This window comes from Amycolatopsis roodepoortensis (assembly GCF_014873915.1).
Lineage (GTDB): Bacteria > Actinomycetota > Actinomycetes > Mycobacteriales > Pseudonocardiaceae > Amycolatopsis > Amycolatopsis roodepoortensis.
The window spans coordinates 941,593-966,205 of the sequence record NZ_JADBEJ010000004.1 but is presented as its reverse complement, the minus strand read 5'-3'; the positions used below and the strand labels follow the sequence as shown (position 1 = coordinate 966,205).

Below are 24,613 nucleotides of genomic sequence, written 5' to 3'. Positions count from 1 at the left end.
CCGCCGGAGCTGAGATGGCGCTGAGAGGTCGCGCGTGAGCTGGTCGAAGCGTGAATGATGAGGGACGTGAAACCTCGAGTACTGGTGGTCGACGACGAGCCCGGCGTGCGCAAGGCGTTGCAGCGGGGGCTGCGCGCCGAGGACATGGACGTGGTCACGGCGGCCGACGGGCCCAGTGGCCTGCGGCTCGCGCAGACGGGCTCCTTCGACGTCGTCCTGCTCGACATCATGCTCCCGGGGCTTTCCGGTTACCGCGTGCTCGAACGCCTCCGCGCGCTCGGCGTCACCACACCGGTGCTGATGATCTCCGCCAAGGACGGCGAGGTCGACCAGGCGGACGGCCTCGACCTCGGCGCCGACGGCTACCTCGTCAAACCGTTCTCGTTCGTCGTCCTGGTCGCGCAGGTGCGCGCGGTATTGCGGCGCGCCTCGCCGGACGCCATCCGCGGGCCGCTGCGCATCGGCGCGCTCGAAGTCGACCGGAGCCTGCGGCAGGTCCGCTACGACGGCGTCGAAGTGGCGTTCAGCCCCCGCGAGTTCGCGCTGCTGGAGGTGCTGGCCGGCCGGGCGGGAACGGTCGTCACCAAGGACGAGCTGCTGCGCGCCGTCTGGGGTGACGAACAGGCCGCGACCCGGAACGTCGTCGAGGTCTACGTCGGTTACGTGCGCCGCAAACTCGACGCGGTCGGTGCGGGCGCGCTGGTCCGCACCGTGCGCGGGCACGGTTATCTGGCGTCGGACCCGCAGCTCGACGAAGTGATCGCCCCGGCGGGACAGGGGTGATCGGCTCGCCGTCTTGGTGGCGCCGCCGATCGCTGGAGGTCCGGATCACCCTGCTCACGGCCACGGTCACGCTCGGCTTCCTGCTCGGGCTGGCGGCGGTCGCGGGGGACAACCTCCAGCCGCTGCTGATCGGCTCGGTCGACGACGAGCTGAGCGCCCAGCTGGAAACCGCGAAGGCCGACGTCGCCGCGGGGCGGACGCCGTCGGGATCGGCGGTCACCGTCCGCGTCCTCGACACCGGCGGCGGCCCGGTGGACGGCCTCCCGCCCGCGAATCTCGGCCCGTCCGAAGTCCGCGCGCTGAAGGCGGGCGAGCCGGTCACGACCGGCGGCGAGCACAGCTGGCGCTGGGCGGGCACCGTGGTCACCGCCCCCGACGGACAGCAACGACTCGTCGTCGCGGGCGCGGGCCTGGTCGGCTTCGCGACCGCCGTGCACTCCGGTGGGCTGTGGCTGTTCGTGGTCGCGTCCGTCGGCGCGGTGGGCGCCGGGATCGCGACGTGGCTGCTGGTGCGGTTTGCCCTGCGGCCGGTCGCGCGGATGCGCGGATCGGTACGGGCGCTCCCGCAGGGCGCGCGGCTGCCGCTCCCGGATTCGCACGACGAGCTCCGCGCGCTGGCCGAAGAGTTCAACGCGTTGCTGGCCAGGCAGGAGGAAGGCGCCGAACGGCTTCGCCGGTTCACCGGGGACGCCGCGCACGAGCTCCGGTCTCCGGTCGCGTCGATCCGCGTGCAGGCCGAGGTCGCGGTCGCCAATCCCGATCCCGACCTCTCGCAGGAGACCCTTTCGGACATCCTGGAGGAGGCGGAGCGGCTCTCCGCGCTGCTCGACGGGCTGCTGGCGCTGGCGAGGTCGGACGCGGGGGAGGTGCCGCCCGCGGAACCCGTCGAGCTCGTGAGCGAGGTGCGGGCCGCGGTCGCGCGGATGCCCGCCGGTGCGCCGGAGATCCGGGTGAGCGGCACGGTCGGGGCGGCGTGGGCGCTGGCCACGCACGCCGAGGTCGAGCTGGTGCTGAGCAACCTGCTGCGCAACGCCTGCCGGTACGCGCGGGGCCAGATCGTGGTGTCGGTGCTCGCGGCGCGGTCCACCGTGCGGGTGGTGGTCGACGACGACGGGCCGGGGATCGCGCCCGAGCACCGGGAGCGGGTGTTCGACCGGTTCTACCGGGTGTCCGATTCGCGGGCGAGATCCTCCGGCGGCACCGGGCTGGGGCTGGCGATGGTCGCGGAGGCCGTCCGGCGCCGCGGGGGCCGGGTCCGTGTCGGCGAGTCACCCGATGGCGGGGCGCGATTCCAGGTCGTGTGGCAGGCGGCGCGGCCTCAGTAGGTGCTGCTGTTCGCCCGGCCCTCGGCAGTGTCGTCCGTCTGATCACGCGTGTCGTCCGTCTGATCACGCGAAACCGCCGTCCGCGAGCGGCGCGCGCGGTCGTAGGGTGAGCGCGTGGTGATCGTGGGCGCCGCCATCGTGCGGAACGGACAGCTGCTGGCGCAGCAGCGGGCTTGGCCCGCCGACCACGCCGGGCAATGGGAACTGCCGGGCGGACGGGTCGAGGACGGCGAAAGCGACGAAGCCGCCTTGGCGCGGGAGTGCCTGGAGGAGCTGGACGTCGCCGTGACGGTCGCGGGCCGGGTCGGCGAAGACGTGCCGTTGCCGAAGGGCAAGGTGCTGCGGATCTACGCCGCGACGCTGGTCAGCGCGGGGGACGAGCCGCGAGCCGTGGAGCACGAGGACGTCCGGTGGATCGCCCCGCACGAACTCGACGACCTCGACTGGCTGCCCGCCGACCGGATCCTCCTACCGGCCCTGCACACCCTGATCGCAAGTCCGTGAAGGCCTCCTTCCCTACCCTCGAAGTAGGGAAGGAGGCCTTCACGGACCTCTTCAGCCGGCGCCGATGAGCCGCAGCGCGGACTGCAACCGGTGCTCACCCCGTTCCGCCGCCCGGACGGCGCCCGCCTTGCGCACCCGCTCCAGCTCGCCGGGATCGCTCAGCAGCGCCAAAGCGCCTTCCCGGACCGGCCGCAGCTCCTCGATCAGCGCCTCGGCGACGGCCTCCTTGACCTGGCCGTAGGAGTCGAACCGGTCCGCGAGGACTTCGGGCTTCTCCCCGGTGCACGCCGCGAGGATGTCCAGCAGGTTCGCCATCCCCGGCCTGCTCTCCGGCGCGTAGGCCGGTTTCGACCCGCCGTCGGTCTTCGCGCGCTTGACCTTCCGGCGGACCTGGTCGGGCTCGTCGAGGACGAAGACCACTCCGGCCTCTTCCTTCGTCGACTTCGACATCTTCCGCGTCGGCTCGGCGAGGTCCATGACCCGCGCGCCGGCGGGCGGAAGCACCGCCTTCGGCATGGTGAACACGTCGCCGTAGGTGGAGTTGAACCGCTTCGCCAGCGTCCGCGCCAGCTCGACGTGCTGCCGCTGGTCCTCGCCGACCGGGACCTCGTCCGCGCCCTGCAGCAGGATGTCCGCCGCCATCAGCACCGGATAGGTCAGCAGGGACAGCCGCACCCCGGCCCGGCCCTTCGACTTCTCCTTGAACTGGATCATCCTGGCGGCCTCGCCGTAGTTGCAGGTGCACTCCAGGACCCAGTTGAGGGCGCCCAGCTCGCGGGCGATGTCCGATTGCACGAACACGCGGTCCGGCTCGATCCCGGCCGCGATCAGCACGGCCAGCTGCTCCGACGCCATCGAACGCAGCTTCGCCGGATTGTGCGAGTTCGTCATGGCGTGCAGGTCGGAGACGAAGTACAGGTCGTCCGGCCCGCCCTCGTCGGCCCACCGCCGGATGGCCCCCAGGTGGTTCCCGACGTGGACGTGGCCGGACGGGGTGATCCCGGACAACCTGATCATCTGCCTTCTTCCTTCCGGATTCGGGCCGCCCCAGGGTCCGGGCACGAAAAAGGCCGCCCGGTGGGGCGGCCTGGTGGTGCGCTCGTCTGGTTCAGCGCAGGACTTCGGGGCCGCCGGAGGGCGGCCACCACTGGGCGTTCTGCGCGCGCATGCCGACGATCGTACCGCAGCCGGAAAAGCAGAGGCGGATCACTCATTCCGGGCACAGCGTGTCAACACTTCATATCAGCCGGGGCAGTACACCCGTCATATTGGCGACGCGGGTCTACCTTCATCTCATGTTTGTCGTCCTGCTGACCTACACAGCGCCCATCGAAGAAATCGACTACGTGCTCCCGGACCACGCGGACTGGCTGACCAAACAGTACGAGCACGGTAACTTCCTCGCCTCCGGCAGGCGTAACCCGCGGATCGGCGGCGTGATCATCACCAAGCCCATGGCCAGGGGAAAGCTGGACGCGATCCTCGCGACCGACCCCTTCTCGGTCAAGCACATGGCCGCCTACGAGGTGATCGAGTTCTCGCCGACCCGGACCGCGCCGGAACTGCGGGCGATCAACGAGGCGGTGGTGCATTGACGATCTTCTAAGCGGCCTTCGCGATCTTCGTCTTCGCCTTTTTCAGGGCGAGGACGGGGCATTTGCCGCACCTCGACTTCGACCGGCAGCATTTCTTCTTGACCTTGCCGGACTTCATCCATTTGCGCACGAGTTTGTGCGGGTCGTCGGGTAGTTTCTTGCCCACTCGCGCTCCTTGTCCGACTGCGTCGGCGACCTCTACACGTTAGGTGAGCCTAACCGATCCGGGGGCGTGGGGCTGCTCACATCCGGGCTACAGGTATCCTGGTTTGGTCCGCGTAAGGCCAAAGTCGGCCAGCGTGTCTCGAACGCGCGAGCGCGGGCCACCACACCCGAACTTGAAACCTTTGGAGCCTTCGCGTGCCCGCAGCCAGCGCCACCGCAGTCGATGCCGGCCGCTCGTCCGGCAAGACCCGGCCCGACCTGCGCAACGTCGCCATCGTCGCACACGTCGACCACGGCAAGACGACCCTCGTCGACGCGATGCTCCGGCAGTCCGGCGCCTTCGAGGAACGCGCCGAACTCGTCGATCGCGTGATGGACTCCGGGGAGCTCGAGCGGGAAAAGGGCATCACCATCCTCGCGAAGAACACCTCCATCCGGCGCAAGACCGACGAGGGCATGGTGACGATCAACGTCATCGACACCCCCGGGCACGCCGACTTCGGCGGCGAGGTCGAACGCGGCCTGTCCATGGTGGACGGGGTCGTGCTGCTGGTCGACGCCAGCGAGGGCCCGCTCCCGCAGACCCGGTTCGTGCTGCGCAAGACCCTCGAAGCCGGCCTGCCGGTGATCCTGGTCGTCAACAAGACCGACCGGCCCGACGCCCGGATCTCCGAGGTCGTCGAAGAGACCCACGATCTCCTGCTCGACCTGGCCGGTGACATCGAGGACGCCGACCTCGACGCGATCCTCGACCTGCCGGTCGTCTTCGCCTCCGCCCGTGCGGGCAAGGCGAGCCTCGAGCAGCCCGCCGACGGCGCGGTGCCCGAGAGCGAGAACCTCGACCCGCTGTTCGAGACCCTGATGCGCCACGTGCCGCCGCCCTTCGCCGACCGCGAAGGCCCGCTGCGCGCGCTGGTCACCAACCTCGACGCCTCCAACTTCCTCGGCCGGATCGCGCTGATCCGCATCCACTCCGGCAGCCTGCGCAAGGGCCAGACGGTGGCGTGGATGCGCGAGGACGGCACCATCCAGAACGTCCGCATCTCCGAACTGCTGGTCACCGAGGCGCTCACCCGCGTCCCGGCGACCGAGGCGAGCGCGGGCGAGCTGGTCGCCATCGCCGGTATCCCGGAGATCACCATCGGCGACACCCTCGCCGACGTCGAGAACCCGGAGGCGCTGCCCCGGATCGCCGTCGACGAGCCCGCCATCTCGATGACCATCGGTGTCAACACCTCGCCGCTGGCGGGCCGCAGCGGTGGCGACAAGGTCACCGCCCGCCTGGTGAAGGCGCGCCTGGACCAGGAGCTCATCGGTAACGTCAGCATCAAGGTGCTGCCGACCGAGCGCCCCGACACGTGGGAGGTCCAGGGTCGTGGCGAGCTGGCGCTGGCCATCCTGGTCGAGCAGATGCGCCGCGAGGGCTTCGAGCTGACCGTCGGCAAGCCGCAGGTGGTCACCAAGATGATCGACGGAAAGCTGCACGAGCCGTTCGAGCGGCTGTCGATCGACTCCCCGGAGGAGCACCTCGGCGGCATCACCCAGCTGCTGGCCGCCCGCAAGGGCCGCATGGAGCACATGGGCGGGCACGGCACCGGCCGTATCAAGCTCGACTACGTCCTCCCGGCGCGCGGCCTGATCGGCTTCCGCACCGACTTCCTCACCGAGACCCGCGGCACCGGTATCGCGAACCACGTGTTCGAGGGGTACTTCCCGTGGGCGGGCGAGATCCGCACCCGGCACTCCGGTTCGCTGGTCGCCGACCGCTCCGGCCCGATCACCGCGTACGCGATGATCCAGCTGGCCGACCGCGGCACCTTCTTCGTCGAGCCGGGCGCCGAGGTGTACGAGGGCATGGTCGTCGGCGAGAACCCGCGTGCCGAAGACCTCGACATCAACATCACCAAGGAGAAGAAGCTGACCAACATGCGTCAGTCCTCCGCCGACGTGATGGAGACGCTGGCCCGCCCGCGCAAGATGGGCCTGGAAGAGGCGCTGGAGTTCTGCTCCGTCGACGAGTGCGTCGAGGTCGCCCCCGACGTCGTCCGGATCCGCAAGGTCACGCTGGACGTCAACCAGCGCGCCAAGGAGCGCAACCGCAACAAGAACCGCGGCTGACCCGCCAAGCGAACGCCGGAGGGCGCCTGCTCACTCACCGTGAGTAGGCGTCCTCCGGCGTTTTCGCCGTCCCCAAGTGGTCACACACCGTATTCGGACGGGCGTTCTTCGTTAAAGAAAGGTCCTTTCCCGACAATTCCGATGGAAAGCCGAACTCCTTTTCGGACGGTGTTCACAACACCGGAACACCCCGGACTGAACGGCGCCGGAGCGGCCGCGCGCGCCGTCCCGGGAACGCGGATCCGGGCGGGCGCGAAACAAAAGACCCTAAATGCGTCCGGATTGGACTCGTGGTCGCGATCGTTTCGGTCGTCAATCGTGCGGTGCCGAACATTCCGGCGGCCGTTCCGGAATGTTCCGGGTCCGCGGAACCGAATGCCGGGAGCGGCTCCGAAAAGCCTCGGCCGGGCAGGAACCCCGGGGGCCTCCCGGACGTCCACCGGAGGAGGACGGCATCCGGTCGGGCGACGGCCGGGCCGATATGGGAATCTCGCTGCCGAGGCCATGGCGCGCGTGATAGCTCTATGGCGACGAGGCGAGGGACAAACCAGGAGGATCCAGGCGTGCGGTCACCGACCACAGCGGCGTCCATGCTGGCGTGCGCGGCCGTGCTCCTCGCCGCCTGCAGCAATACCCCACCCCCGCCCGTGGTCAGCTCCTCGGCCTCCCCGGTGAGCACGTCGACCACGAAGACGCCTTCGCAGGTGGTGGTGGGTGTCGACGACGTCCTCGGCGGCTACAACCCGCACAACCTCGCCGACGCCTCCCAGGTCACGTCGGCGCTTTCGCAGCTGCTGCTCCCGTCGGTGTTCCGCCCCAAGGACGACGGCAGCTTCGAGCTGGACAAGAACCTGATGAAGTCCGCCGAGGTCGTGTCGCAGCAGCCGTTCACGGTCGCGTACACGATCCGCCCGGACGCCTCCTGGTCCGACAGCGCGCCGATCGCCGCCGAGGACTTCGCCTACCTCCGCGAGGCGATGCGCGACCAGCCGGGCGTCATCGGCGCCGCCGGCTACCGGCTGATCTCGGACATCCAGTCGCGTGAAGGCGGCAAGCGGGTCGAGGTCACCTTCGCCAAGCCGTATCCGGGCTGGCAGACGCTCTTCGGCAACCTCCTGCCCGCGCATCTGCTCAAGGACGCCCCGAACGGGTGGCGGGGCGCGCTGGCGACGACGTTCCCGGCGGTCGGCGGCCCGTACTCGATCAAGGGGCTCGACACCGCGCGCGGAGAGATCACCCTGGAGCGCAACGAGCGCTATTGGGAGAAACCCTCCGCCCTCGACCGGATCGTGCTCCGTGCGGCCGATCAGGACGGCACACTGGCCGCCCTGCGCAGCGGCAACGACCAGTTCGCGATGACCAGGACCGACGGCACCGGCCTGAAACGGCTCGGGGAGCTCGGCTCCGCCGTCCAGCTGCACACGGTCGCGCGGCCGACGGTCGCGCAGATCCTCCTGCGGCCGGTGAGCTCGACGCTGTCGGATCCCAAGGTGCGCGAAGGCGTCACCGCGCTGATCGACCGCGGCAAGTTGATCACCGAGGCGACCGACGGCGGCCCGTCCGACAAGCTTCGCGCCGACGCGCAGGTCCGCGTCCCGTCGGCGCCCGGTTTCCAGCCGACGATCCCGGCTCCCGGCCCGCCGTCGGCGGCCGATCCCGTCAAGGGCGAGGAACTGCTCAAATCCGCCGGATACACCAAGGAAGCGGGCACCTGGCGGAAGAACGGGAAGAACCTTTCGCTGGTCGTGGCCTCGCCCGCCAAGCAGGAGCCGTACGCGACGATCGCCAAGGAGCTGACGGCGCAACTGGTGGCCGCGGGGATCGAGGTCAACGCGATCGCCCCGCAGCCGAGGGAGCTCTTCTCGACGATGCTGGCCATGCCGGTGCTCGACGGGATCCAGCAGACGACGCCGGAGGGCGCGGGCAACGTCGGCATCGACATCGCGGTGATCGGCCAGGTCACCGGTGGTGCGGACGTCGCTTCGGTACTGGCGTCCACCTTCGGCTGCCGTCCCGATCAGCTCGCCGACAAGACCAAGGCCGTCGTCCCGGGGAACCCGCTGGGCTTCTGCGATCCGGCCCTGCAGGCCTCGATCGACTCCGCGCTGACCGGCGCCACCCCGGTGGCCGACACGCTTTCGGCCCTGGAACCGGAATTGTGGCGTCGGAATGTTGCCATTCCGTTGTTCCAGCTGGCCGATACCCTCGCCATCGGCTCTGGTATTTCCGGAGTAACCGCAGGTCCTCCTATGGTGGGCCCTTTCGGGTCCGCGGTGAACTGGACGCGGGGTCCGAAGTAGCCGTTTCGAGTCCGGAACGGACCCTGGCGGGTGACCTTTCCCGGCACGTTCGAGTGGCGGACTGATTCCTCAAGGTAACCACTGTATTTCCTGATGTCAGCCGCAAGTTACCCTTTGGTCACGATCGCCCCGGAACTGGTGACTGTTCGTGCATTTCCTTTCTAGCGTGCACCGGCAGTGCGCCAAATGAGTGTTGCTTGGCGTGTCATAGGCTCCGGGCCATCTCACCGGAGCGGTGTGGGGTCCTGTTCCGATCTCAGGAACCCAGTGCTAGGAGGGCACACTTCATGAGGAAGTCCAAGGCAGTCTCCGCCTGGTCGCTGGTCGCGGCCTCCGCGCTTGTGCTGAGCGCATGCAGCGGTGGCGACAGCGGCAGTACCGACCCCAACGGGTCGTCGACCGACATCAAGAGCATGGCGACCGGCAAGGCGCAGAACGGCGAAAACTTCAAGCTCGCGGACACCCCGGGGTACGAAGGCACCGTCACGGTGGGTATCGACGACGGGTACTCGGGCTACAACAACGACACGCCCGACACCAACACGTCGTACAACACCTACATCCTGACCGCCGTGCTCGCCGGTGCCGATGTGCTCGACGGCAACAACAAGGTGCTGCTGAACAACGACGTGTTCGACTCCTGGGAGGTCACCTCCAAGGCGCCGCAGACCGTCGTCTACAAGATCAAGCCGAACGTCAAGTGGTCGGACAACGAGGCGTTCGACTGCGACGACATGTACCTGTCGTGGCTTGCGCACTCCGGCAAGGCGAAGACCTCCGACGGCAAGCAGGCCTTCCTCGCCGCTTCGACGACCGGCTACCAGCTGATCGACCAGGCGACCTGCAAGGACGACCTGACCTTCGAGACCAAGTACACCGAGCCGTACCTGGACTACAAGGGTCTGTTCAACTCGACCGCGATCATGCCCGCGCACATCGTCGAGAAGAACTCGGGCGTCGCCGACATCACCAAGCTGACCCCGACCAGCGACGCGGCCCAGCTGGCGAAGGCCGGTGACTTCTGGACCAACGGGTTCAAGGGCTTCAAGGCCGAGAACATGCCGGCTTCGGGTCCGTACAAGATCACCGCGTTCGACGCCAACCAGAAGGCTGTCACGCTCGAGAAGAACCCGAACTGGATCGGTGGCAAGGGTGGCCCCTCCAAGATCGTCGTGAAGGCGATGGAGGACACCAAGGCCATGGCGACCGCGCTGCAGAACGGTGAGATCGACGTCGCCGCTTCGACCCAGCCGGACGCCACCGCGGCGAACACCATGAAGGGCCTCGCCGCCCAGGGCATCACCTACGGTTCGGCCTCGCAGCTGACCTTCGAGCACATCGACCTCAACTACAAGCGCATGTTCAAGGACAAGGACCTGCGCAAGGCGTTCTTCGAGGTCGTCAACCGCCAGGAGATCACCGACAAGCTGCTGAAGGAGGTCCAGGCCGACGCGACCCCGCTGAACAGCATCGTGTTCATGCCGGGCGAGCAGGGCTTCAAGGACCTGTACAGCAGCAAGGCCGGTCTGGGCGCCGAGGCCGCGGCCAAGACGCTGACCGACGCCGGCTGGGTCAAGGGTGGCGACGGCATCTTCGCCAAGAACGGCCAGCGCGCGTCGTTCAAGATCTCGCACAACCAGAACACCCGCCGTCAGCAGACCGTCGAGATCATCATCTCGCAGGCCAAGGCCGCCGGTATCGAGATCACGGACGACCAGGACGCCAACTTCCTGAAGGGTGGCCGTCTCGCGGCCAGCGACTACGACGCCGCGCTCTTCGGCTGGTCCGCCGCTCCGTTCAAGGCCGAGCAGAAGTCGATCTACATCACCCGGGTCGACGACAGCAGCCAGAACTACCAGGGCCTGTCGAACCCGACGATCGACTCGTCCTTCGAGGCGGCCGTGAAGGCCACCGACGAGGCCGTCCAGCTGGAGAACTACCAGAAGGCCGACCAGGCGATCGCGGACGAGTACGCGACGCTGCCGCTGTTCCAGACCCCGTCCATGTGGGCGTTCAAGGGCATCGACCGCACTTACATGCAGTCGTACAACGGTGTCCTGTGGAACGTCGGTGAGTGGGAGCAGAAGAAGTAGGGCCTCCGCCCCGCTTTTTCACCACTCGCTTACGCGATCCTGGTGGTACGGGGTCCGGCCAAAAGCCGGGCCCCGTACCCGCCGGAAGTAGCTGTTGACCGTAGGGTTACCGCCACTACGGTGGACAACCGGGCAGCGGTCCAGCACTTCGGCGGCCAGGCCCGGATGAGGAGCAGTTCGTTGAACCTGGTGATCTACATTCTTCGCCGTCTGGCGATATCGATTCCCGTCCTCCTGGTCGGGACCTTCCTGTGTTTCGTCATGGTCGCCGGCACCGGTGACCCGCTCGCCGAGATGAAGAGCAACCCGGCCATGAGCAAGGAAGCCATCGCGCAGATGGCCTCGCAGCTCGGCCTCGACCAGAGCATCGTGCCCCGGTACTTCACTTGGCTCGGCAACTTCGTCACCGGCGACTGGGGCGTTTCCATCGCACAGGGCAACGCGCAGGCCCCGGTGTTCCCGAAGGTCATGGACGCGTTCGAGGTCACCTTGAAGCTCGTCGTCGGCGCCGAGATCCTCGCGCTCGTCCTCGGCGTCCTCGTCGGTGTGGTCGCGGCGGTCAAGCAGTACTCGATCCTCGACTACATCGCCACCACGCTGGCCTTCCTGCTGTTCTCGATGCCGATCTTCTGTGTCGCCATCGTGCTCAAGCGGTACGCCATCGAGTTCAACGGCTGGGTCCGGGACCTGGGACTGTCCGATGTGCTCGGTAACCCGTGGATCCGCACCACGAGCCCGGAATCATTGAATTTCGACGGCCCGGGCGGTTTCCTCGCCAGTTATGTCGGCGCGTACCTGCTGCCGACGCTGTCCATCATGGCGATCAGCTTCGCCGCCTACAGCCGGTTCCAGCGCGCTTCGATGCTGGAGACGCTGAACGCGGACTACGTGCGGACCGCGCGTGCCAAGGGACTCGCCAACGGCCGGGTCATCTTCCGCCACGCCTTCCGGAACGCGCTCATCCCGGTGACCACGCTGTTCTCCGTCAACTTCGGTGCCGTGCTCTCGGGCGCGATCATCACCGAGACGGTGTTCAACTGGAATGGCATGGGCAAGCTGCTCGTCGAAGCCGTGACCAAGAGCGACACACAGGTGATGATGGGGTGGCTGGTGCTCATCGCCAGCAGCATCATCGTCGCCAACCTGATCGCCGACCTGATGTACGGCATCCTGGACCCGAGGATTCGCGTTGGCTGACTTGAACTCCCTTATCGCGGCGGAAGGTTCCAAGCCCGCCGACGGCGCGCTCCCGGCGGAGGCGCTGCCCGAGCCGCAGAGCCAGGGCAAGCTGGTCCTGCGCAAGTTCCTCCGGCACAAGCTGGCGATGATCTGCACGGCGGTCCTGCTGCTGCTCGTGCTGACCGTGCTGATCATGCCGATCTTCTGGCCGTACAGCTACGAGGACAGCTCCTTCCCGTCCTTCGCCAAGCCCAGCGCGGAGTACCCGCTCGGCACGACGCAGGTCGGCAAGGAGATGGTGTCGCAGATCCTGCGCGGCACCCAGTACTCGCTGCTGATCGCGCTCATCGTGTCGCTCGTCGCCACCACCATCGGCACCGTCTTCGGTGCCATGGCGGGGTATCTCCGCGGCTTCACCGACTCGGCGATCTCCCGCGTGACGGACCTGTTCCTGATCGTCCCGCAGATCGCCGCGGCCGCCATCCTGGCCAAGGTGTTCGGCGGCGGTACCTGGTACATCGTCGCGATGGTGCTGGCGGCCTTCGGCTGGATGCCGATCGCCCGTATCGCCAGGGCCGAGTCGATGTCGCTGTCCCAGCGCGAGTTCGTGGACGCCGCCCGCGCGTCCGGCGCCGGGACGTTCCACATCGTGTTCAAGCACCTGGTGCCGAACATGGTCGGCCTCATCACGGTCAACGCGACCCTCGCGATCGCGCAGGCCGTGCTGATCGAGGCGGCACTGTCGTTCATCGGGCTCGGGGTGCAGCTGCCGGACACTTCGCTCGGCCGAGTCATCCTCGAGAACTACGCGCAGCTGCAGGCGCGGCCGGCGCTGTTCTTCGGCCCGTTCGTCGTGCTGGTGCTGATCTCGCTGACGATCAACTTCATCGGTGACGGTCTGCGGGACGCTTTCGACCCGCGTCAGCGCCGTCAGAAGGCGTAAGGCCCTCTTCAACGCGTGAAGGCCCCCTTCCCTCGGCTCAGCCGAGGGAAGGGGGCCTTCACGCGCTTCAAGACCTGGAGGCGTAACTCGCGTGATACGCCTCCAGACACGCGAGTGTCGTCCAGATACACAAAGGCCCCCTTCACCGCGTCCAGCGCGGCGAAGGGGGCCTTCGTGTACTTCCGAGGGTCAGTCGGCCACCGGGGCCAGCTTGCCCGCCTCCCAGGCCGCACGCCGCTCGGCCTGCAGCACCGGGTCCGCGACCGGGGCGGCCGACAGCAGACGACGGGTGTAGTCCTCGCGCGGCGAGTGCAGCACCTGGTCACGCGTGCCGACCTCGACCAGCTTGCCGTGCTGCATCACCGCGACGCGGTCGGCCAGCAGGTCGACGACGGCGAGGTCGTGGCTGATGAACAGGCAGGCGAACTGCAGCGAGCGCTGCAGGTCCAGGAACAGGTCCAGCACCCGCGCCTGCACCGACACGTCCAGCGCCGACGTCGGCTCGTCCGCGATCAGCAGCGCCGGGTCCAGCGAGAGCGCCCGCGCGATGGCGACGCGCTGGCGCTGGCCGCCGGACAGCTCGTGCGGGTACCGGTTGCGGTAGTGGCCGCCGAGCTCGACCTTGTCCAAAAGGGACGCCACGCGCTCGTTCAGGGCCTTGCCCTGCAGGAACTTGTGCAGCACCATCGGCTCGGCGATCGATTCGCCGATGGTCATCTTCGGGTCCAGTGTGGACGCCGGGTCCTGGAACACGATCGAGAAGTACCGGCGCAGCGGGCGCAGGTCCTTGTTCGACATGTTCGTGATGTCCTTGCCCGCGATCGACACGGTGCCCGCGGTCGGGGTCAGCAGGCGGATCGCGCAGCGGCCGACGGTCGACTTGCCGGAGCCGGATTCGCCGACCAGTCCGACGATCTCGCCCTTGGCGATGCTCAGCGAGACGTCGTCCACCGCGCGGTTCTTCGCCTGGCCGCGACGGCCGGGGTACTCCAGCACGAGGTTCTTGATCTCGAGCGCGGGCGCGTTCTCCTCGATCACCGCGGCGAGCTCGGAGTCCTCGAGGCGGATCTCCTCGGCGATCTTCGTGGCCTCGTCGCTGTCGGCCGAGATGCCCTCTTCGAGCAGGCGGCGGCCTTCCGGACGCTGACCAAGCACGGGGACGGCGGCGAGCAGCTTGCGGGTGTACTCCTGCGAGGGCGACGCGAACAGGTCGCGCACCGGCGCCTCTTCGACGATGTTGCCCTGGTACATCACGACCACACGGTCGGCGAGGTCGGCGACGACGCCCATGTCGTGCGTGATCAGCACGATCGCGGTGTTGAGGGTGTCGCGCAGCTTGCGCAGCAGGCCGAGGATCTCCGCCTGCACGGTGACGTCGAGCGCCGTGGTCGGCTCGTCAGCGATGATGACCTTAGGGTCGCACGAGATCGCCATCGCGATGACGACGCGCTGCCGCAGACCGCCGGAGAGCTGGTGCGGGTACTGCTTGAAGCGCAGCGGCGGGTTCGGGATGCCGACCATCTCCAGCAGCTCGATGGCGCGCTTGTCGGCGGCTTCCTTCGAGATGTCCTGGTGCGAGCGGAGCGCCTCGCGCAGCTGCCAGCCGACGGTGTAGACCGGGTTCAGCGCGGTCATCGGCTCCTGGAAGATCATCGCGACCTGGTTGCCGCGGATCTTCTGGAGGTCCTTCTCCTTGAGGTCGGCGAGGTTGCGGTCGCCGAGGCGGAGCTCGCCCGCGATCCGGCTCGTCTTCGGGAGCAGCCCGAGCACCGACATCGAGGTCACCGACTTGCCGGAACCGGACTCGCCGACCACCGCGACGATCTCACCCGGCTTGACGTCGAAACCGATGCCCTTGACGGCGTCGACCACGCCTTCGTCGGTCGGGAACGAGACGCTCAGGTCGGAGATGGACAGAACCGAACCCGACACGCCGCCGAGGTCCGACGATGCTGCTTCAGTGCTCACCAAGATGCCCTTCGTGGGGGTACTTATCAGTCGCGGCGCATCGGCCGTGACGGTGTCAACGCGTCCTCGGCGGTAAAGAGTGCCTCGGACGTGCGCGAGGATAACCGAGAGTCGCCCGACTAAGGTCGGTGCTCGGGGTTTCCGTTCCCGACACCCTATAAAGGAAAGCGCGCCGTGTTCGAATTAGTCTTCAAGCCGTGATCTCCGATCTGCCCAAATTGCTCCTCGTGCACGCCCATCCGGACGACGAGAGCATCACCACCGGTGGAACCATCGCGCGTTACGCGGCCGAAGGCGCCGAGGTGACCGTCGTCACGTGCACTCTCGGTGAGGAAGGCGAGATCATCCCGCCGTCCCTCGACGGTCTCGGCTCGTGGGCTTCGGACCAGCTCGGCGGCTACCGCGCGGGCGAGCTGGCGTCGGCCTGCGCGGCGCTGGGTGTCACGCGGCACCGGTACCTCGGCGGCATCGGCCGCTGGCGCGACTCGGGCATGGCCGGGACGCCGTCCGCGGCCCATCCGCGCGCGTTCTCCGGCGGCGACCTCGGCGAACAGGCGGCTCAGCTCGCCGAGATCCTCGACGAGGTCCGGCCCCAGGTCGTCGTCACGTATGACGCCTTCGGGGGTTACGGGCACCCCGACCACATCCGCGCGCACGAGGTCACGATGGCCGCGGCCCCGAAGGCCGCGTCGGTCGAGCGGGTCTTCCACACCGTCTCTTCCCGCGACGCCGTCGCGGCGGGCCTCGCCGCGCTGCGCGGACGCTCCCCGTTCCGGGTCCCGGAAGACGGCGAACTCCCGGTGACGCCGGACGAGACCATCACGACCGTCCTCGACGTCGGCGCGCACATCCCGGCGAAGGCGGCCGCGCTGCGGGCGCACGAGACCCAGGTCAGCGTGCCCGCTCCGCCGCATCTCGCGGATCACTTCGCGCTGAGCAACGACATCGCGCAGCCGATCACCCCGAACGAGTACTTCGTGCTCGCCCACGGACCGGCGGAAGGCGCCGCGGCCGATCTGTTCGGGGGCCTCGCGAGGTGAACCCGCCGCTCACGTCGCGGCAGCGTCTGCTGCTGGCCCTGCTGACCTTCGACGCGTTCCTGCTCGGCCTGCTCGAACTGTTCTTCCTGCCGCTCCGCCTCGACGGGATCGTGCTGCCGAAGGCCGGCGACGCGCCCCTGCCGGTGACCGTGGTGCTCGCGGTGATCACCACCCCGCTGCTGGTGCGGACGACCGCAAAAGTGGTGCGGCCCTCCTTTTCGGTGATTCCGCTGCTCGTCTGGGTACTAGTCGTACTGGGAATGGGCGCGACCGGCCCCGGTGGTGATCTGGTGCTGATACAGGACTGGCGGGCCTTGCTGCTGATCGGCGGCGGGGCGCTGCCGGGGGCACTGGCGCTGGGCGGCGGTCTCGGCAGGGCGAAGGGAGCTGGCAGTGGGTGAAGCGATTTCGGACCGCCAGGTCGTGGCGGTGCTGCGGCCGTTCGTCCGCGGCTGCGGGCCGATGGTCGACGCGCTGCGTGACGCGGACCCGTTCGGCCTGCAGGCACGAGGACGCCGCCACGAGGATCTCGACGGCGTCGAGCCCGGGCTGAAGGACAAGCTGCTCAACGGGATCACCTCGGTCAAGGTGCCCGGCACCGCGGCGTGGGCCGAGATGTCGAACTACCAGCGGACCGACTGGTGGGTGAACCGGGTGGGCCGGTTCACCGCGCTGATCACCGCGATCCCCGGTCTCGGCGGCGCGCTGGCCGACCGGCTCCCCGTGCAGGACGCGCTCGGTTCGGCGGCACAAGGCGTGTTGCTGTGCGCGATCGCGGGGGAGTACGGCGTGACCGACGTCGGCTCCCGCGTCCGGCTGATCGCATGGGTCCTTTTCGAACGCGACATCGATCCGGTCCTCGCGGCGGGCAAACACGCCGATCACGACAAAGCCGCCGAAGACGACGAAGCGGCGAAGCTCACCGAAGAACTCGACGACGCGAAGAAGAAGCACGGCAAGATCACCCTGAAGGCCGCCGCCGGCACGCTGTGGCGCCTGGGCCGGGGTCTGCTGGGCATCGTCGACGAACTGGAGAAACGGCCCCGCGGCCGTCTTTTCCACCGCGCGCTCGGGAAGCTGCCGGTCGTCGGCATGGCGGGCGACTACCTCGGCGAGCGCTCCGGCCTCAAACGCGTCTGGAAGCGGGCGCACGAGTGGTTCACCGAGCACCCCGAGGGAGAGCTCACTTCCAGAACATGAACGCGTCTTGTCCATACATCGCCGCGAGCTTGAACCCGCCGATGGTGTCGAAGACCGCGAAGGATCCCTGCCACAGCAACGAGCTGGCTCCGGGTACGAGGAACAGCACGGCGAACAGCACGATCGGCGCCCAGGGCCGGGCTTTCGCGCCGAACTCCCGCGCGCCGGGCGAAAGGTAGGGCTCGATCGCGCCCCAGCCGTCGAGGCCGGGGATCGGCAGGATGTTCAGGATGAACGTGACGATCTGAAGCAGTGCCAGGAACGAAAGCCCGATCACGAGACCGGACGACATCGGCACGAGCGCGACGACGAGGGTCAGCAGGACACCGACGCCGAGGTTGCTCAACGGGCCGGCGAGCGACACCCAAGACTGGACGCCGCGTGACCGCAGGCGCCCGTGTTCGATCCACACCGCGCCACCCGGCAGCGGGATGCCGCCGATGAAGAGGAATACCAACGGCAGGATGATGGACAGTGCGGGATCCGTGTATTTCCGGACGTCCATGGAGAGGTAACCCTTGTGGGCGACGCTGTGGTCGCCGCCGCGGAACGCCACCATCGCGTGCCCGAACTCGTGCAGCGTCAGTGACGCGACCCAGCCACCGGCGACGAGCAGGACGACGCCGGTGATGATGAGCGGGTCGTACTTCTGGCTGGAAATCGTGGTCGCATCACCGAAAGCCGCCAGTACACCGCCCAGGACGGTGACCGCGAGGATGCCGAGGAAGATCGGGCTGGGCCGCGCTGCTGATCTCTGCACCCCTCCAGTCTTCCGTATGCCCGATGTGAAGTTCTCGGCGTGTCCCCTTGCGCTTCCGCGCGCGGGTATCCCCCGAACTCGCTACTCCGCTTGACCTGACCGCACTACACGGGTGTAATCACAGTGATGTCATTCGTCGCTGGAAGGGGGCGGCGGATGGTGTTTCAACACCGCCAGCCTGGGGAGTGCGTGGACAGCGAGGAGGCGGACGTGCGGTTGGAAGCAGATGGAAGGGAATGGGGGCAAGTCGTGGGTTGGGGTGAGGTCCCGGAGCAGCAACTGGGCGATCTCACCGAGCTTTTCGACGACGCCTCCGCGGAAGAGCAGGACTGGCAGGAACGGGCCCTCTGCGCGCAGACGGACCCGGAGGCGTTCTTCCCCGAGAAGGGCGGCTCCACCCGTGAAGCCAAGCGGATCTGCCTCGGTTGCGAGGTCAAGGACGAGTGCCTCGAGTACGCCCTCGCGCATGACGAGCGGTTCGGTATTTGGGGCGGGCTCTCCGAACGCGAGCGTAGGAAACTGAAAAAGCGAGCCGTGTGACGGCGATCTCCGGCGGCCTGTGCGTGCCGGAGATCGCTTACGCCCGCTTCCACATAGTGGGGCCACCAACGGGTGACAGGGTCGCGTCGTAGGGTGGCGGCACTCGACTTCGCCGCCACATCTGGAGTGCCCGTTGTCACGCACCGCCGCGTCACCTGTGTTGCGCACGGTTCCCGTTCTGGCCATTGTGGTCTGTCACGACGGCGAGAACTGGTTGCCACTGGCGCTTTCCGCGCTGCGGCGCAGCGGAGTCCGGCCGCGGCACGTCCTCGCGGTCGACACCGGATCCACCGACGGGACGGCGAAGATCCTCGCCGACGCGGCGTCCGTCGGCGAGGCGCCGGTCTTGGACGGAATTCTCACACTTTCCCGTGATGTCGGCTTCGGTGCCGCCGTCGGCGCGGCCGTCGAGCACGCTGTCGAACGCTGGGGTGATCCCGGTGGCTGGCTCTGGCTGCTGCACGACGACTGCGCCCCGGAACCCGACTGTCTCGAAAACCTGTTGGCAGCGGCGGAAAACGAGCCCGAGGCATCGGTGCTCGGTCCGCTCGCGGTCGACTGGAGCGACCCGCGGCTCATCGTCGAAGCCGGGTTGTCGACCGATGCCATCGGCCACCGGCAGCAGATCTCACCGGACGAGGATGACACCGCCGTGCTCGCCGTGCCGAGCGCGGGATCGCTGGTGCGGCGGGAAGTCTGGCACGAACTCGGCGGCTACGATCCGCGATTTCCGTTGCTGCGCGAGGATCTCGACTTCGGCTGGCGCGCCAACGCGGCGGGCGGCCGCGTGCTCTCGGTGCCGGCGGCCCGGCTCCGGCACGCTCGCGCGCTCAGCACCGGACAGCGCGAACCGGACGCCCTCGGTCTTCCCCTCGCGACGGCGAACCGCGCGCACGGGCTGCGGGTGTTCCTCGTCAACTGCTCCCCACTGTCCTTTTGGTTCGGACTTTTTCGAATTCCGGTGTTCGCGATGCTGCGGGCGCTCGCGTTCCTGATGCTGCGGCGCACCGGCGAGGCGGGTGCGGAACTCGCGGCCGCCTGGTACCTGCTGCGCGGCCGCGGCGGACTGCGCGCGGCCCGCGCCGAACGCCGGAAGACCGGCAGGCCGGGCCGGGTGGGCGGGCTGTTCACCGGCCGGATGACGCGGGTGCGCAACGCGGTGCGCGCCGGTGTCGTCGGTCTCGTCCGGCGTGGTGTGGAACGGGATTTCGCGCTCGGGACGGTGCCGGAGAGCGTCGATCAGGAAGGTGCCTGGATCCCGCCGGAGGCGGTGAAGGCCGGGCAGGACCGTCCGGTCGGTCCCGGCGCGCTGCCGGCGGGGGCGATGCGCGGTGTCGGCTCGCGGGGGACTGGCCTGCGGCGGCCGAGCGGGGTCGTCGCGGTCGCGGTGCCGGAGAAACCCGCGGAGGCCGGGCCGAAACCGTCGCCGGTGCCGCGGGACGGCGGACGGCGGCCGGAACCGGAACTCGTGTTCGTCGAGGTGGACCGGAAACGCGTGCTGGGCGCGACCGTGTTCGCCCCGCCGGTACTCATGCTCGTCGTGTTGACGGCCCTCGCGTTGGTGATCAACGGGTCCCGGCTGGGGCTGGACCTCTTCGGCGGGAAACTGCTGCCGGTCGGCGGGCTCGGCGAGATCTGGTCGTCGTATCTCGCGCCGTGGCACGCGATCGCGGGCGGGACGGCGAGCCCCGCGCCCGCGACGCTGCCGGTGCTGGGCACGCTCGGCGCGATCTTCGCCCCGATCGGCGGACCCGCCGCGCTGGTCGCGATCCTGCTGATCGGTGACATCCCGCTCGCCGCGCTGAGCGCGTACGCCGCCACTCGGCACCTTCGCGTCCGCCGCTGGGTTCGGGCCGTCGCCGCGGCGGCGTACGGCGTGCTTCCCGCGGCCACCGCTTCGGTCGCGCAGGGACGGCTCGACGTCGTCGTCGTGCATCTGCTCCTGCCGCTGGTGATCGCGGGCCTCGTCGGGCTGCTGGTCCGCGCGGATTCGCGCTGGCTGCACGTTTCCGCGCTGAGCGCGATCGGGCTGGCGCTGATCGGCGCCTTCTCGCCGCTGGCGCACGCGCTGGCGCTGGTCGGGTTGCTGATCGGATTCGTGGTACTGCCCTCGCCGACCGGGCTCGCGCGGCGGATCGCGTCGGTCGGCATCGTGGTGTTCCTGCCGCTGGCGTTGCTGCTGCCGTGGCCGAGTGTGCTGCTGCGGCATCCGGAACTGCTGTTGCACGGGCTCGGTGGCGGCGCCACGGCCGCGTCCGGGGCCGACCTCGCCGGGCTGGACCCGGGCGGCCCCGGCGCCTGGCCGATCGGGGTGGCGCTGGTCGCGGCTGCGATCGTCGCGCTGGTGGTCCGGCCGTCGAAGGGCGCCGCCGGCGGTGTCGCGGTCGTCGTGCTGGGCGTGCTCGGGCTCGGGGCAGTGCGGTTCGTGGCCGTGACGCCGATGTCGGGCGGCGCGCACGCGACCGGATACGCCGGGGTGCCGCTGCTGGTGATCAGCGCCGGACTGCTGTGGACGGTGCTGGCGACCTGGCAGCGGGGCGGGTCCGGGGTCGACCCGGCGCCTTGGCTGGCGAAGGTCACGGCCGTGGCCGGGGTGCTCGTGCTGCTGGCGCTGGCGACCGGTGCGGTCGTCGCCGGGCGGGAAGGGCCTCTGCGGGCGGGTGCGCGTCCCTCGCTGGCTCCGGAGATTTCGGCGGAACTGGCTTCGACTGGCCGCTCGGTGCTGGTGATCGGTGACGTTGCCCGGCAGACCGGTGGGCGGTTGCCGAGTTTCGGCGACGACGAGTTCGCGCCGACGCCGGGCAGCGCCGATCGGCTCGCCTCGTGGCGCCGGGATCTGCTGCAAGGCTCGCCGGACGCCGTCAAGCAGGCCTTCGCGGCTGCTTTGGCGTCGGGGGTCTCGTATGTCGTGCTGCCGAGCGGCGCCGACGGTGGTGCCTTCGTCGAACTCGCGCCTGATCTGGTGGTTTTGGCGGAGCCGACCTCGGACGGGCGTCCGGTGCTGCGCTTGCTGCCGGCCGGCGGGCAGGTGGCGTTGATCTCGCCGGAACTGGCACAGGCGGCCGTGACCGGCAAGGGCGCGCCGGGGGCGTCACCCGGGGTGGCGCCGGTGCAGGCCGGGCTGCCGGACGTGCGGGTGCGCGTCTCGGAAGGACCGACCGGGCGGCTGCTCGTGCTGGCCGCGGAGTTCGAGGCGGGCTGGCAGGCGAGCGTGGACGGCAAGGCGGTGCCGATCGTGCGGGCGTGGGGGCATCAGGTGGCGGTTTCGGTTCCGCCCACGCCTTCGGAGGTCGTGGTGGAGCATCAGGGGACGACGCGGAACCTGTTGCTGCTGGCACAGGTGGCGGCGGTTTTGTTCACGCTGCTGACGGCTGTTCCCACGCGGAGGCGATCTGCGGCTTCTTGAGCGGCCGGGCGGTCCTGAAGGGCACCTTCGAGACGCTGAACGTCCCGAAGGTGCCCTTCAGGACAGCCGCTCGCCGGCTTCGAGCGCTTCGTGCCTCCGCCGTGCGCTGGCCCCGATGCCCAGGTCGGGATTCGCTTGCCACGCGTTCCCAATGTCGCACTTGAGACGCTGAGCGACCCAAATGCGACATTGGGAACCCTCTGCGCAACCCGGTTCCGAGTTGTCCACAGCCCCTTCCCCTTGTGGACAACTCCGCGCTCCGGCGGCGTTTTCGCAGGTCCCATCGGTGTCCCGCGATACACTGGGCTGGGGACGCCCCCCGGGGAAGGGCGGGGGCTGGGGTGCGGAGGTGAGGGTTATTCGCCTTCGATGACGTCGGGTTCGACGCCCAGGTAGCCCGCGACCTGTTCGACGAGGACGTCGTGCACGAGTTCCGCGAGTTCGCCGGGGTCCTTCGCGCGCGCTTCGAGGGGGCGGCGGTAGAGGACGATGCGGGCCCGCGTCGGGAGGCCGGCGCGGTCGACGCCGGCGGGCACGAGCCGCGAGAGCGGGACGGCGCCGTCGTGCAGCACGCCGTCGACTCCGGCCGGTGCGCCATCCGAGCGAACTTCGGGGACGTCGTCGACGGCGACGTCGAGCTTCGTCAGCTCGTGCCGCCACCGCGCTTCGATCGGTTCGAGCGCGTCCAGAACCAGCGCGTCGAACCTTTCCGCCCTGCTAGCGGCGGCGGGAAGGGTCGACGGATACAGCGCTCCGCGCAGGCCCCGGCCGTGCCGGTCCCGTCGCATCCGCCGTCGCTGTCGGGAATCACGAGCCGTCGCCACGAACCGAAGGGTACGCGCTCGGCGATTCAAAGCGCGTGTCGCCGGTACGCCCGGCTCGCGACGCGCTATCGTTCTCGATCGTGCGGAGCGTACGAAAGTGTTCGCGAACGGGTTGTCTCGAACCCGCTGTCGCCACGCTCACGTATGCCTACAGCGATTCGACAGCCGTCGTGGGCCCCTTGGCCACCGCGAGCGAGCCGCACTCCTATGACCTCTGCGAGGCGCACGCCCTCCGGCTGACCGTGCCCAAGGGCTGGGAAGTCGTCCGGCACGAAGGGGCCTTCGCCGCCCCGGACCCGTCCGCCGACGAGCTGACCGCGCTGGCCGAGGCCGTGCGCGAGGCGGGCCGGTCCGACAAGCCCGCCCCCGAGCCCGAACCCGAGGGCCCCTCGGGCAGGCGCGGCCACCTGCGCGTCCTGCCCGGCCGCGCCTGACGCGAAGGCTCGCCGGTAGGCTTTCGAGCGCGCCAGAGGGCGTTGTAACGAGACTATTGGCGGGGAGCAGGCGTGCCAGACCTTTCGGGCATCGTGAAGGCCTACGACATTCGCGGCGTGGTCGGTGAGCAGCTGGACGCGGCACTCGTCCGCGACCTCGGATCGGCGTTCGCCCTGTTGATCAAGCCGGAGTCCGACTCCGTGGTGATCGGCCACGACATGCGCGACTCCTCGCCCGAGCTGGCCGCCGCCTTCGCCGACGGCGTGACCTCGCAGGGCCTCGACGTCGTGTCGATCGGCCTCGCCAGCACCGACCAGCTGTACTTCGCGTCCGGGTCGCTCAACCTGCCGGGCGCCATGTTCACCGCCAGCCACAACCCGGCGAAGTACAACGGCATCAAGCTGTGCCGCTCGGGTGCCGCCCCGGTCGGCCAGGACTCCGGTCTCGCGGAGATCCGCGACACCGTCGAGCAGGGTGTGCCCGCCTTCGAGGGCCAGCGCGGTTCGGTGACCGAGAAGGACGTCCTCGCGGACTACGCGGCGTACCTGCGCAAGCTCGTCGACCTGTCGGGCAGCCGTCCGCTGAAGGTCGTCGTCGACGCCGGCAACGGCATGGGCGGCTACACCGTCCCGACGGTGTTCGCCGGCCTGCCCATCGAGGTCGTCCCGATGTACTTCGAACTCGACGGCAACTTCCCGAACCACGAGGCCAACCCGCTCGACCCGAAGAACATCGTCGACCTCCAGGCGAAGGTGCGCGAGGAAGGCGCCGACGCGGGCCTTGCCTTCGACGGCGACGCGGACCGCTGCTTCGTCGTCGACGAGCGCGGCGAGCCGGTCTCGCCCAGCGCCATCACCGCGCTGGTCGCGATCCGCGAGCTGGAGAAGGAGCCGGGCGGCACCATCATCCACAACCTGATCACGTCGAAGGGTGTCCCGGAGATCGTCGCCGAGCACGGCGGCAAGCCGGTGCGCACCCGGGTCGGGCACTCGTTCATCAAGGCCGAGATGGCCAAGACCGGCGCGATCTTCGGCGGGGAGCACTCGGCCCACTACTACTTCCGCGACTTCTGGCGGGCCGACACCGGCATGCTGGCCGCGCTGCACGTCCTCGCCGCCCTCGGCGAGCAGGCGGGCCCGCTCTCCGAGCTGACGGCGGAGTACTCGCGCTACTCGGCCTCCGGTGAGATCAACTCCACCGTCGACGACCAGGTCGCGCGCATGATGGCGGTCAAGGACGCGTTCGGCGCCCGCGACGGCGTCGAAATCGACGAACTGGACGGGCTCACCGTGCAGCTCCCCGGCGGTGGCTGGTTCAACCTGCGCCCGTCCAACACCGAGCCGCTGCTCCGCCTGAACGTCGAGGCCGCCGACGCCGAGGCCGTCCGGGCGCTGACCGAAGACGTATTGGCGATCGTCCGTGGGTAACGAATGTG

The 24,613-nt window shown here is 69.1% G+C and carries 21 protein-coding genes; 16 read left to right on the top strand and 5 right to left on the bottom strand.

Going from position 1 to position 24,613, the window contains the following annotated elements:
- Positions 1-54 precede the first annotated feature (54 nt).
- The 3 genes from H4W30_RS15215 to H4W30_RS15205 all read left to right on the top strand — a co-directional run bounded on the left by H4W30_RS15215 (position 55) and on the right by H4W30_RS15205 (position 2,612).
- Positions 55-783 carry a response regulator transcription factor gene (locus H4W30_RS15215; protein WP_126737467.1) on the top strand — a complete coding sequence of 243 codons (729 nt, stop codon included), beginning with the start codon at positions 55-57 and terminating at the stop codon, positions 781-783.
- Entirely contained in the window at positions 780-2,108 is a 1,329-nt protein-coding gene (locus H4W30_RS15210) for an ATP-binding protein (RefSeq protein WP_192743407.1), read from the top strand. Before H4W30_RS15215 ends, H4W30_RS15210 begins: the two co-directional genes overlap by 4 nt.
- 114 nt (positions 2,109-2,222) lie before the next feature.
- A complete protein-coding gene (locus H4W30_RS15205) occupies positions 2,223-2,612 on the top strand; it encodes a (deoxy)nucleoside triphosphate pyrophosphohydrolase (RefSeq protein WP_192743406.1) in 390 nt (129 codons plus the stop codon).
- Positions 2,613-2,663: 51 nt separating this feature from the next.
- Here H4W30_RS15205 and trpS read toward each other — a convergent pair whose 3' ends face one another.
- Positions 2,664-3,629: a tryptophan--tRNA ligase gene (gene trpS, locus H4W30_RS15200; protein WP_126737470.1), complete on the bottom strand. Its 966-nt coding sequence runs from the start codon at positions 3,627-3,629 to the stop codon at positions 2,664-2,666.
- Positions 3,630-3,907: 278 nt separating this feature from the next.
- On the opposite strand from trpS, the gene H4W30_RS15195 reads away from it, so the two are divergent.
- The gene (locus H4W30_RS15195) at positions 3,908-4,207 is read left to right on the top strand and encodes a YciI family protein (RefSeq protein ID WP_126737471.1); all 300 of its coding nucleotides are present in this window, start codon (positions 3,908-3,910) and stop codon (positions 4,205-4,207) included.
- A 7-nt stretch (positions 4,208-4,214) separates the two neighbouring features.
- Here H4W30_RS15195 and H4W30_RS15190 read toward each other — a convergent pair whose 3' ends face one another.
- Complete coding sequence (locus tag H4W30_RS15190) at positions 4,215-4,373, bottom strand: hypothetical protein (protein ID WP_007028942.1); 159 nt, start codon at positions 4,371-4,373, stop codon at positions 4,215-4,217.
- Between the two features lie 194 nt (positions 4,374-4,567).
- Between H4W30_RS15190 and typA the strand changes: the two genes are divergently transcribed.
- The 5 genes from typA to H4W30_RS15165 all read left to right on the top strand — a co-directional run bounded on the left by typA (position 4,568) and on the right by H4W30_RS15165 (position 13,005).
- Entirely contained in the window at positions 4,568-6,490 is a 1,923-nt protein-coding gene (gene typA / locus H4W30_RS15185) for a translational GTPase TypA (protein WP_192743405.1), read from the top strand.
- Positions 6,491-7,080: 590 nt separating this feature from the next.
- Positions 7,081-8,790 (top strand): ABC transporter family substrate-binding protein, encoded by a 1,710-nt coding sequence (locus tag H4W30_RS15180; RefSeq protein ID WP_192744113.1) that lies wholly within the window; start codon positions 7,081-7,083, stop codon positions 8,788-8,790.
- A gap of 287 nt (positions 8,791-9,077) precedes the next feature.
- Positions 9,078-10,883: an ABC transporter family substrate-binding protein gene (locus tag H4W30_RS15175; RefSeq protein WP_192743404.1), complete on the top strand. Its 1,806-nt coding sequence runs from the start codon at positions 9,078-9,080 to the stop codon at positions 10,881-10,883.
- Between the two features lie 180 nt (positions 10,884-11,063).
- A complete protein-coding gene (locus H4W30_RS15170) occupies positions 11,064-12,080 on the top strand; it encodes an ABC transporter permease (RefSeq protein ID WP_126737482.1) in 1,017 nt (338 codons plus the stop codon).
- Complete coding sequence (locus H4W30_RS15165) at positions 12,073-13,005, top strand: ABC transporter permease (protein ID WP_091598657.1); 933 nt, start codon at positions 12,073-12,075, stop codon at positions 13,003-13,005. Before H4W30_RS15170 ends, H4W30_RS15165 begins: the two co-directional genes overlap by 8 nt.
- 189 nt (positions 13,006-13,194) lie before the next feature.
- Here the strand turns inward: H4W30_RS15165 and H4W30_RS15160 are convergent, their stop codons facing one another.
- The gene (locus H4W30_RS15160; RefSeq protein WP_192743403.1) at positions 13,195-14,973 is read right to left on the bottom strand and encodes an ABC transporter ATP-binding protein; all 1,779 of its coding nucleotides are present in this window, start codon (positions 14,971-14,973) and stop codon (positions 13,195-13,197) included.
- 197 nt (positions 14,974-15,170) lie between these two features.
- Here H4W30_RS15160 and mshB point away from each other — a divergent pair, with 197 nt between their 5' ends.
- From mshB to H4W30_RS15145, 3 genes are read left to right on the top strand one after another with little or no spacing between them, the layout of a single operon-like run.
- On the top strand, positions 15,171-16,013 hold the full coding sequence (mshB, locus tag H4W30_RS15155; RefSeq protein ID WP_192743402.1) for an N-acetyl-1-D-myo-inositol-2-amino-2-deoxy-alpha-D-glucopyranoside deacetylase: 843 nt from the start codon (positions 15,171-15,173) through the stop codon (positions 16,011-16,013).
- A complete protein-coding gene (locus H4W30_RS15150; RefSeq protein WP_192743401.1) occupies positions 16,010-16,414 on the top strand; it encodes a hypothetical protein in 405 nt (134 codons plus the stop codon). Before mshB ends, H4W30_RS15150 begins: the two co-directional genes overlap by 4 nt.
- Complete coding sequence (locus H4W30_RS15145) at positions 16,407-17,213, top strand: hypothetical protein (RefSeq protein ID WP_126737477.1); 807 nt, start codon at positions 16,407-16,409, stop codon at positions 17,211-17,213. Before H4W30_RS15150 ends, H4W30_RS15145 begins: the two co-directional genes overlap by 8 nt.
- Here the strand turns inward: H4W30_RS15145 and H4W30_RS15140 are convergent.
- On the bottom strand, positions 17,197-17,973 hold the full coding sequence (locus H4W30_RS15140) for a site-2 protease family protein (RefSeq protein ID WP_192743400.1): 777 nt from the start codon (positions 17,971-17,973) through the stop codon (positions 17,197-17,199). The genes H4W30_RS15145 and H4W30_RS15140 overlap by 17 nt on opposite strands.
- 156 nt (positions 17,974-18,129) lie before the next feature.
- On the opposite strand from H4W30_RS15140, the gene H4W30_RS15135 reads away from it, so the two are divergent.
- Entirely contained in the window at positions 18,130-18,513 is a 384-nt protein-coding gene (locus H4W30_RS15135; RefSeq protein WP_007028952.1) for a WhiB family transcriptional regulator, read from the top strand.
- Positions 18,514-18,646: 133 nt separating this feature from the next.
- Positions 18,647-21,919, top strand: coding sequence for a glycosyltransferase family 2 protein (locus tag H4W30_RS15130; protein ID WP_225949341.1), 3,273 nt, complete (start codon positions 18,647-18,649; stop codon positions 21,917-21,919).
- Positions 21,920-22,275: 356 nt separating this feature from the next.
- Here the strand turns inward: H4W30_RS15130 and H4W30_RS15125 are convergent, their stop codons facing one another.
- Positions 22,276-22,707 (bottom strand): metallopeptidase family protein, encoded by a 432-nt coding sequence (locus tag H4W30_RS15125; protein ID WP_016337110.1) that lies wholly within the window; start codon positions 22,705-22,707, stop codon positions 22,276-22,278.
- 116 nt (positions 22,708-22,823) lie between these two features.
- On the opposite strand from H4W30_RS15125, the gene H4W30_RS15120 reads away from it, so the two are divergent.
- Both H4W30_RS15120 and H4W30_RS15115 read left to right on the top strand, forming a co-directional pair.
- Positions 22,824-23,177 carry a DUF3499 domain-containing protein gene (locus tag H4W30_RS15120; RefSeq protein ID WP_073848429.1) on the top strand — a complete coding sequence of 118 codons (354 nt, stop codon included), beginning with the start codon at positions 22,824-22,826 and terminating at the stop codon, positions 23,175-23,177.
- A 72-nt stretch (positions 23,178-23,249) separates the two neighbouring features.
- Positions 23,250-24,605 (top strand): phosphomannomutase/phosphoglucomutase, encoded by a 1,356-nt coding sequence (locus tag H4W30_RS15115; protein ID WP_034305253.1) that lies wholly within the window; start codon positions 23,250-23,252, stop codon positions 24,603-24,605.
- Positions 24,606-24,613: the final 8 nt, after the last annotated feature.

Excerpts from the sequence above, each read along its gene's own strand:
- H4W30_RS15175 (WP_192743404.1), top strand. The coding sequence starts at position 9,078 with ATGAGGAAGTCCAAGGCAGTCTCCGCCTGGTCGCTGGTCGCGGCCTCC.
- H4W30_RS15135 (WP_007028952.1), top strand. The coding sequence starts at position 18,130 with ATGGTGTTTCAACACCGCCAGCCTGGGGAGTGCGTGGACAGCGAGGAG.
- H4W30_RS15180 (WP_192744113.1), top strand. The coding sequence starts at position 7,081 with ATGCTGGCGTGCGCGGCCGTGCTCCTCGCCGCCTGCAGCAATACCCCA.
- H4W30_RS15195 (WP_126737471.1), top strand. The coding sequence starts at position 3,908 with ATGTTTGTCGTCCTGCTGACCTACACAGCGCCCATCGAAGAAATCGAC.
- H4W30_RS15125 (WP_016337110.1), bottom strand. The coding sequence starts at position 22,707 with ATGCGACGGGACCGGCACGGCCGGGGCCTGCGCGGAGCGCTGTATCCG.
- H4W30_RS15215 (WP_126737467.1), top strand. The coding sequence starts at position 55 with ATGATGAGGGACGTGAAACCTCGAGTACTGGTGGTCGACGACGAGCCC.
- trpS (WP_126737470.1), bottom strand. The coding sequence starts at position 3,629 with ATGATCAGGTTGTCCGGGATCACCCCGTCCGGCCACGTCCACGTCGGG.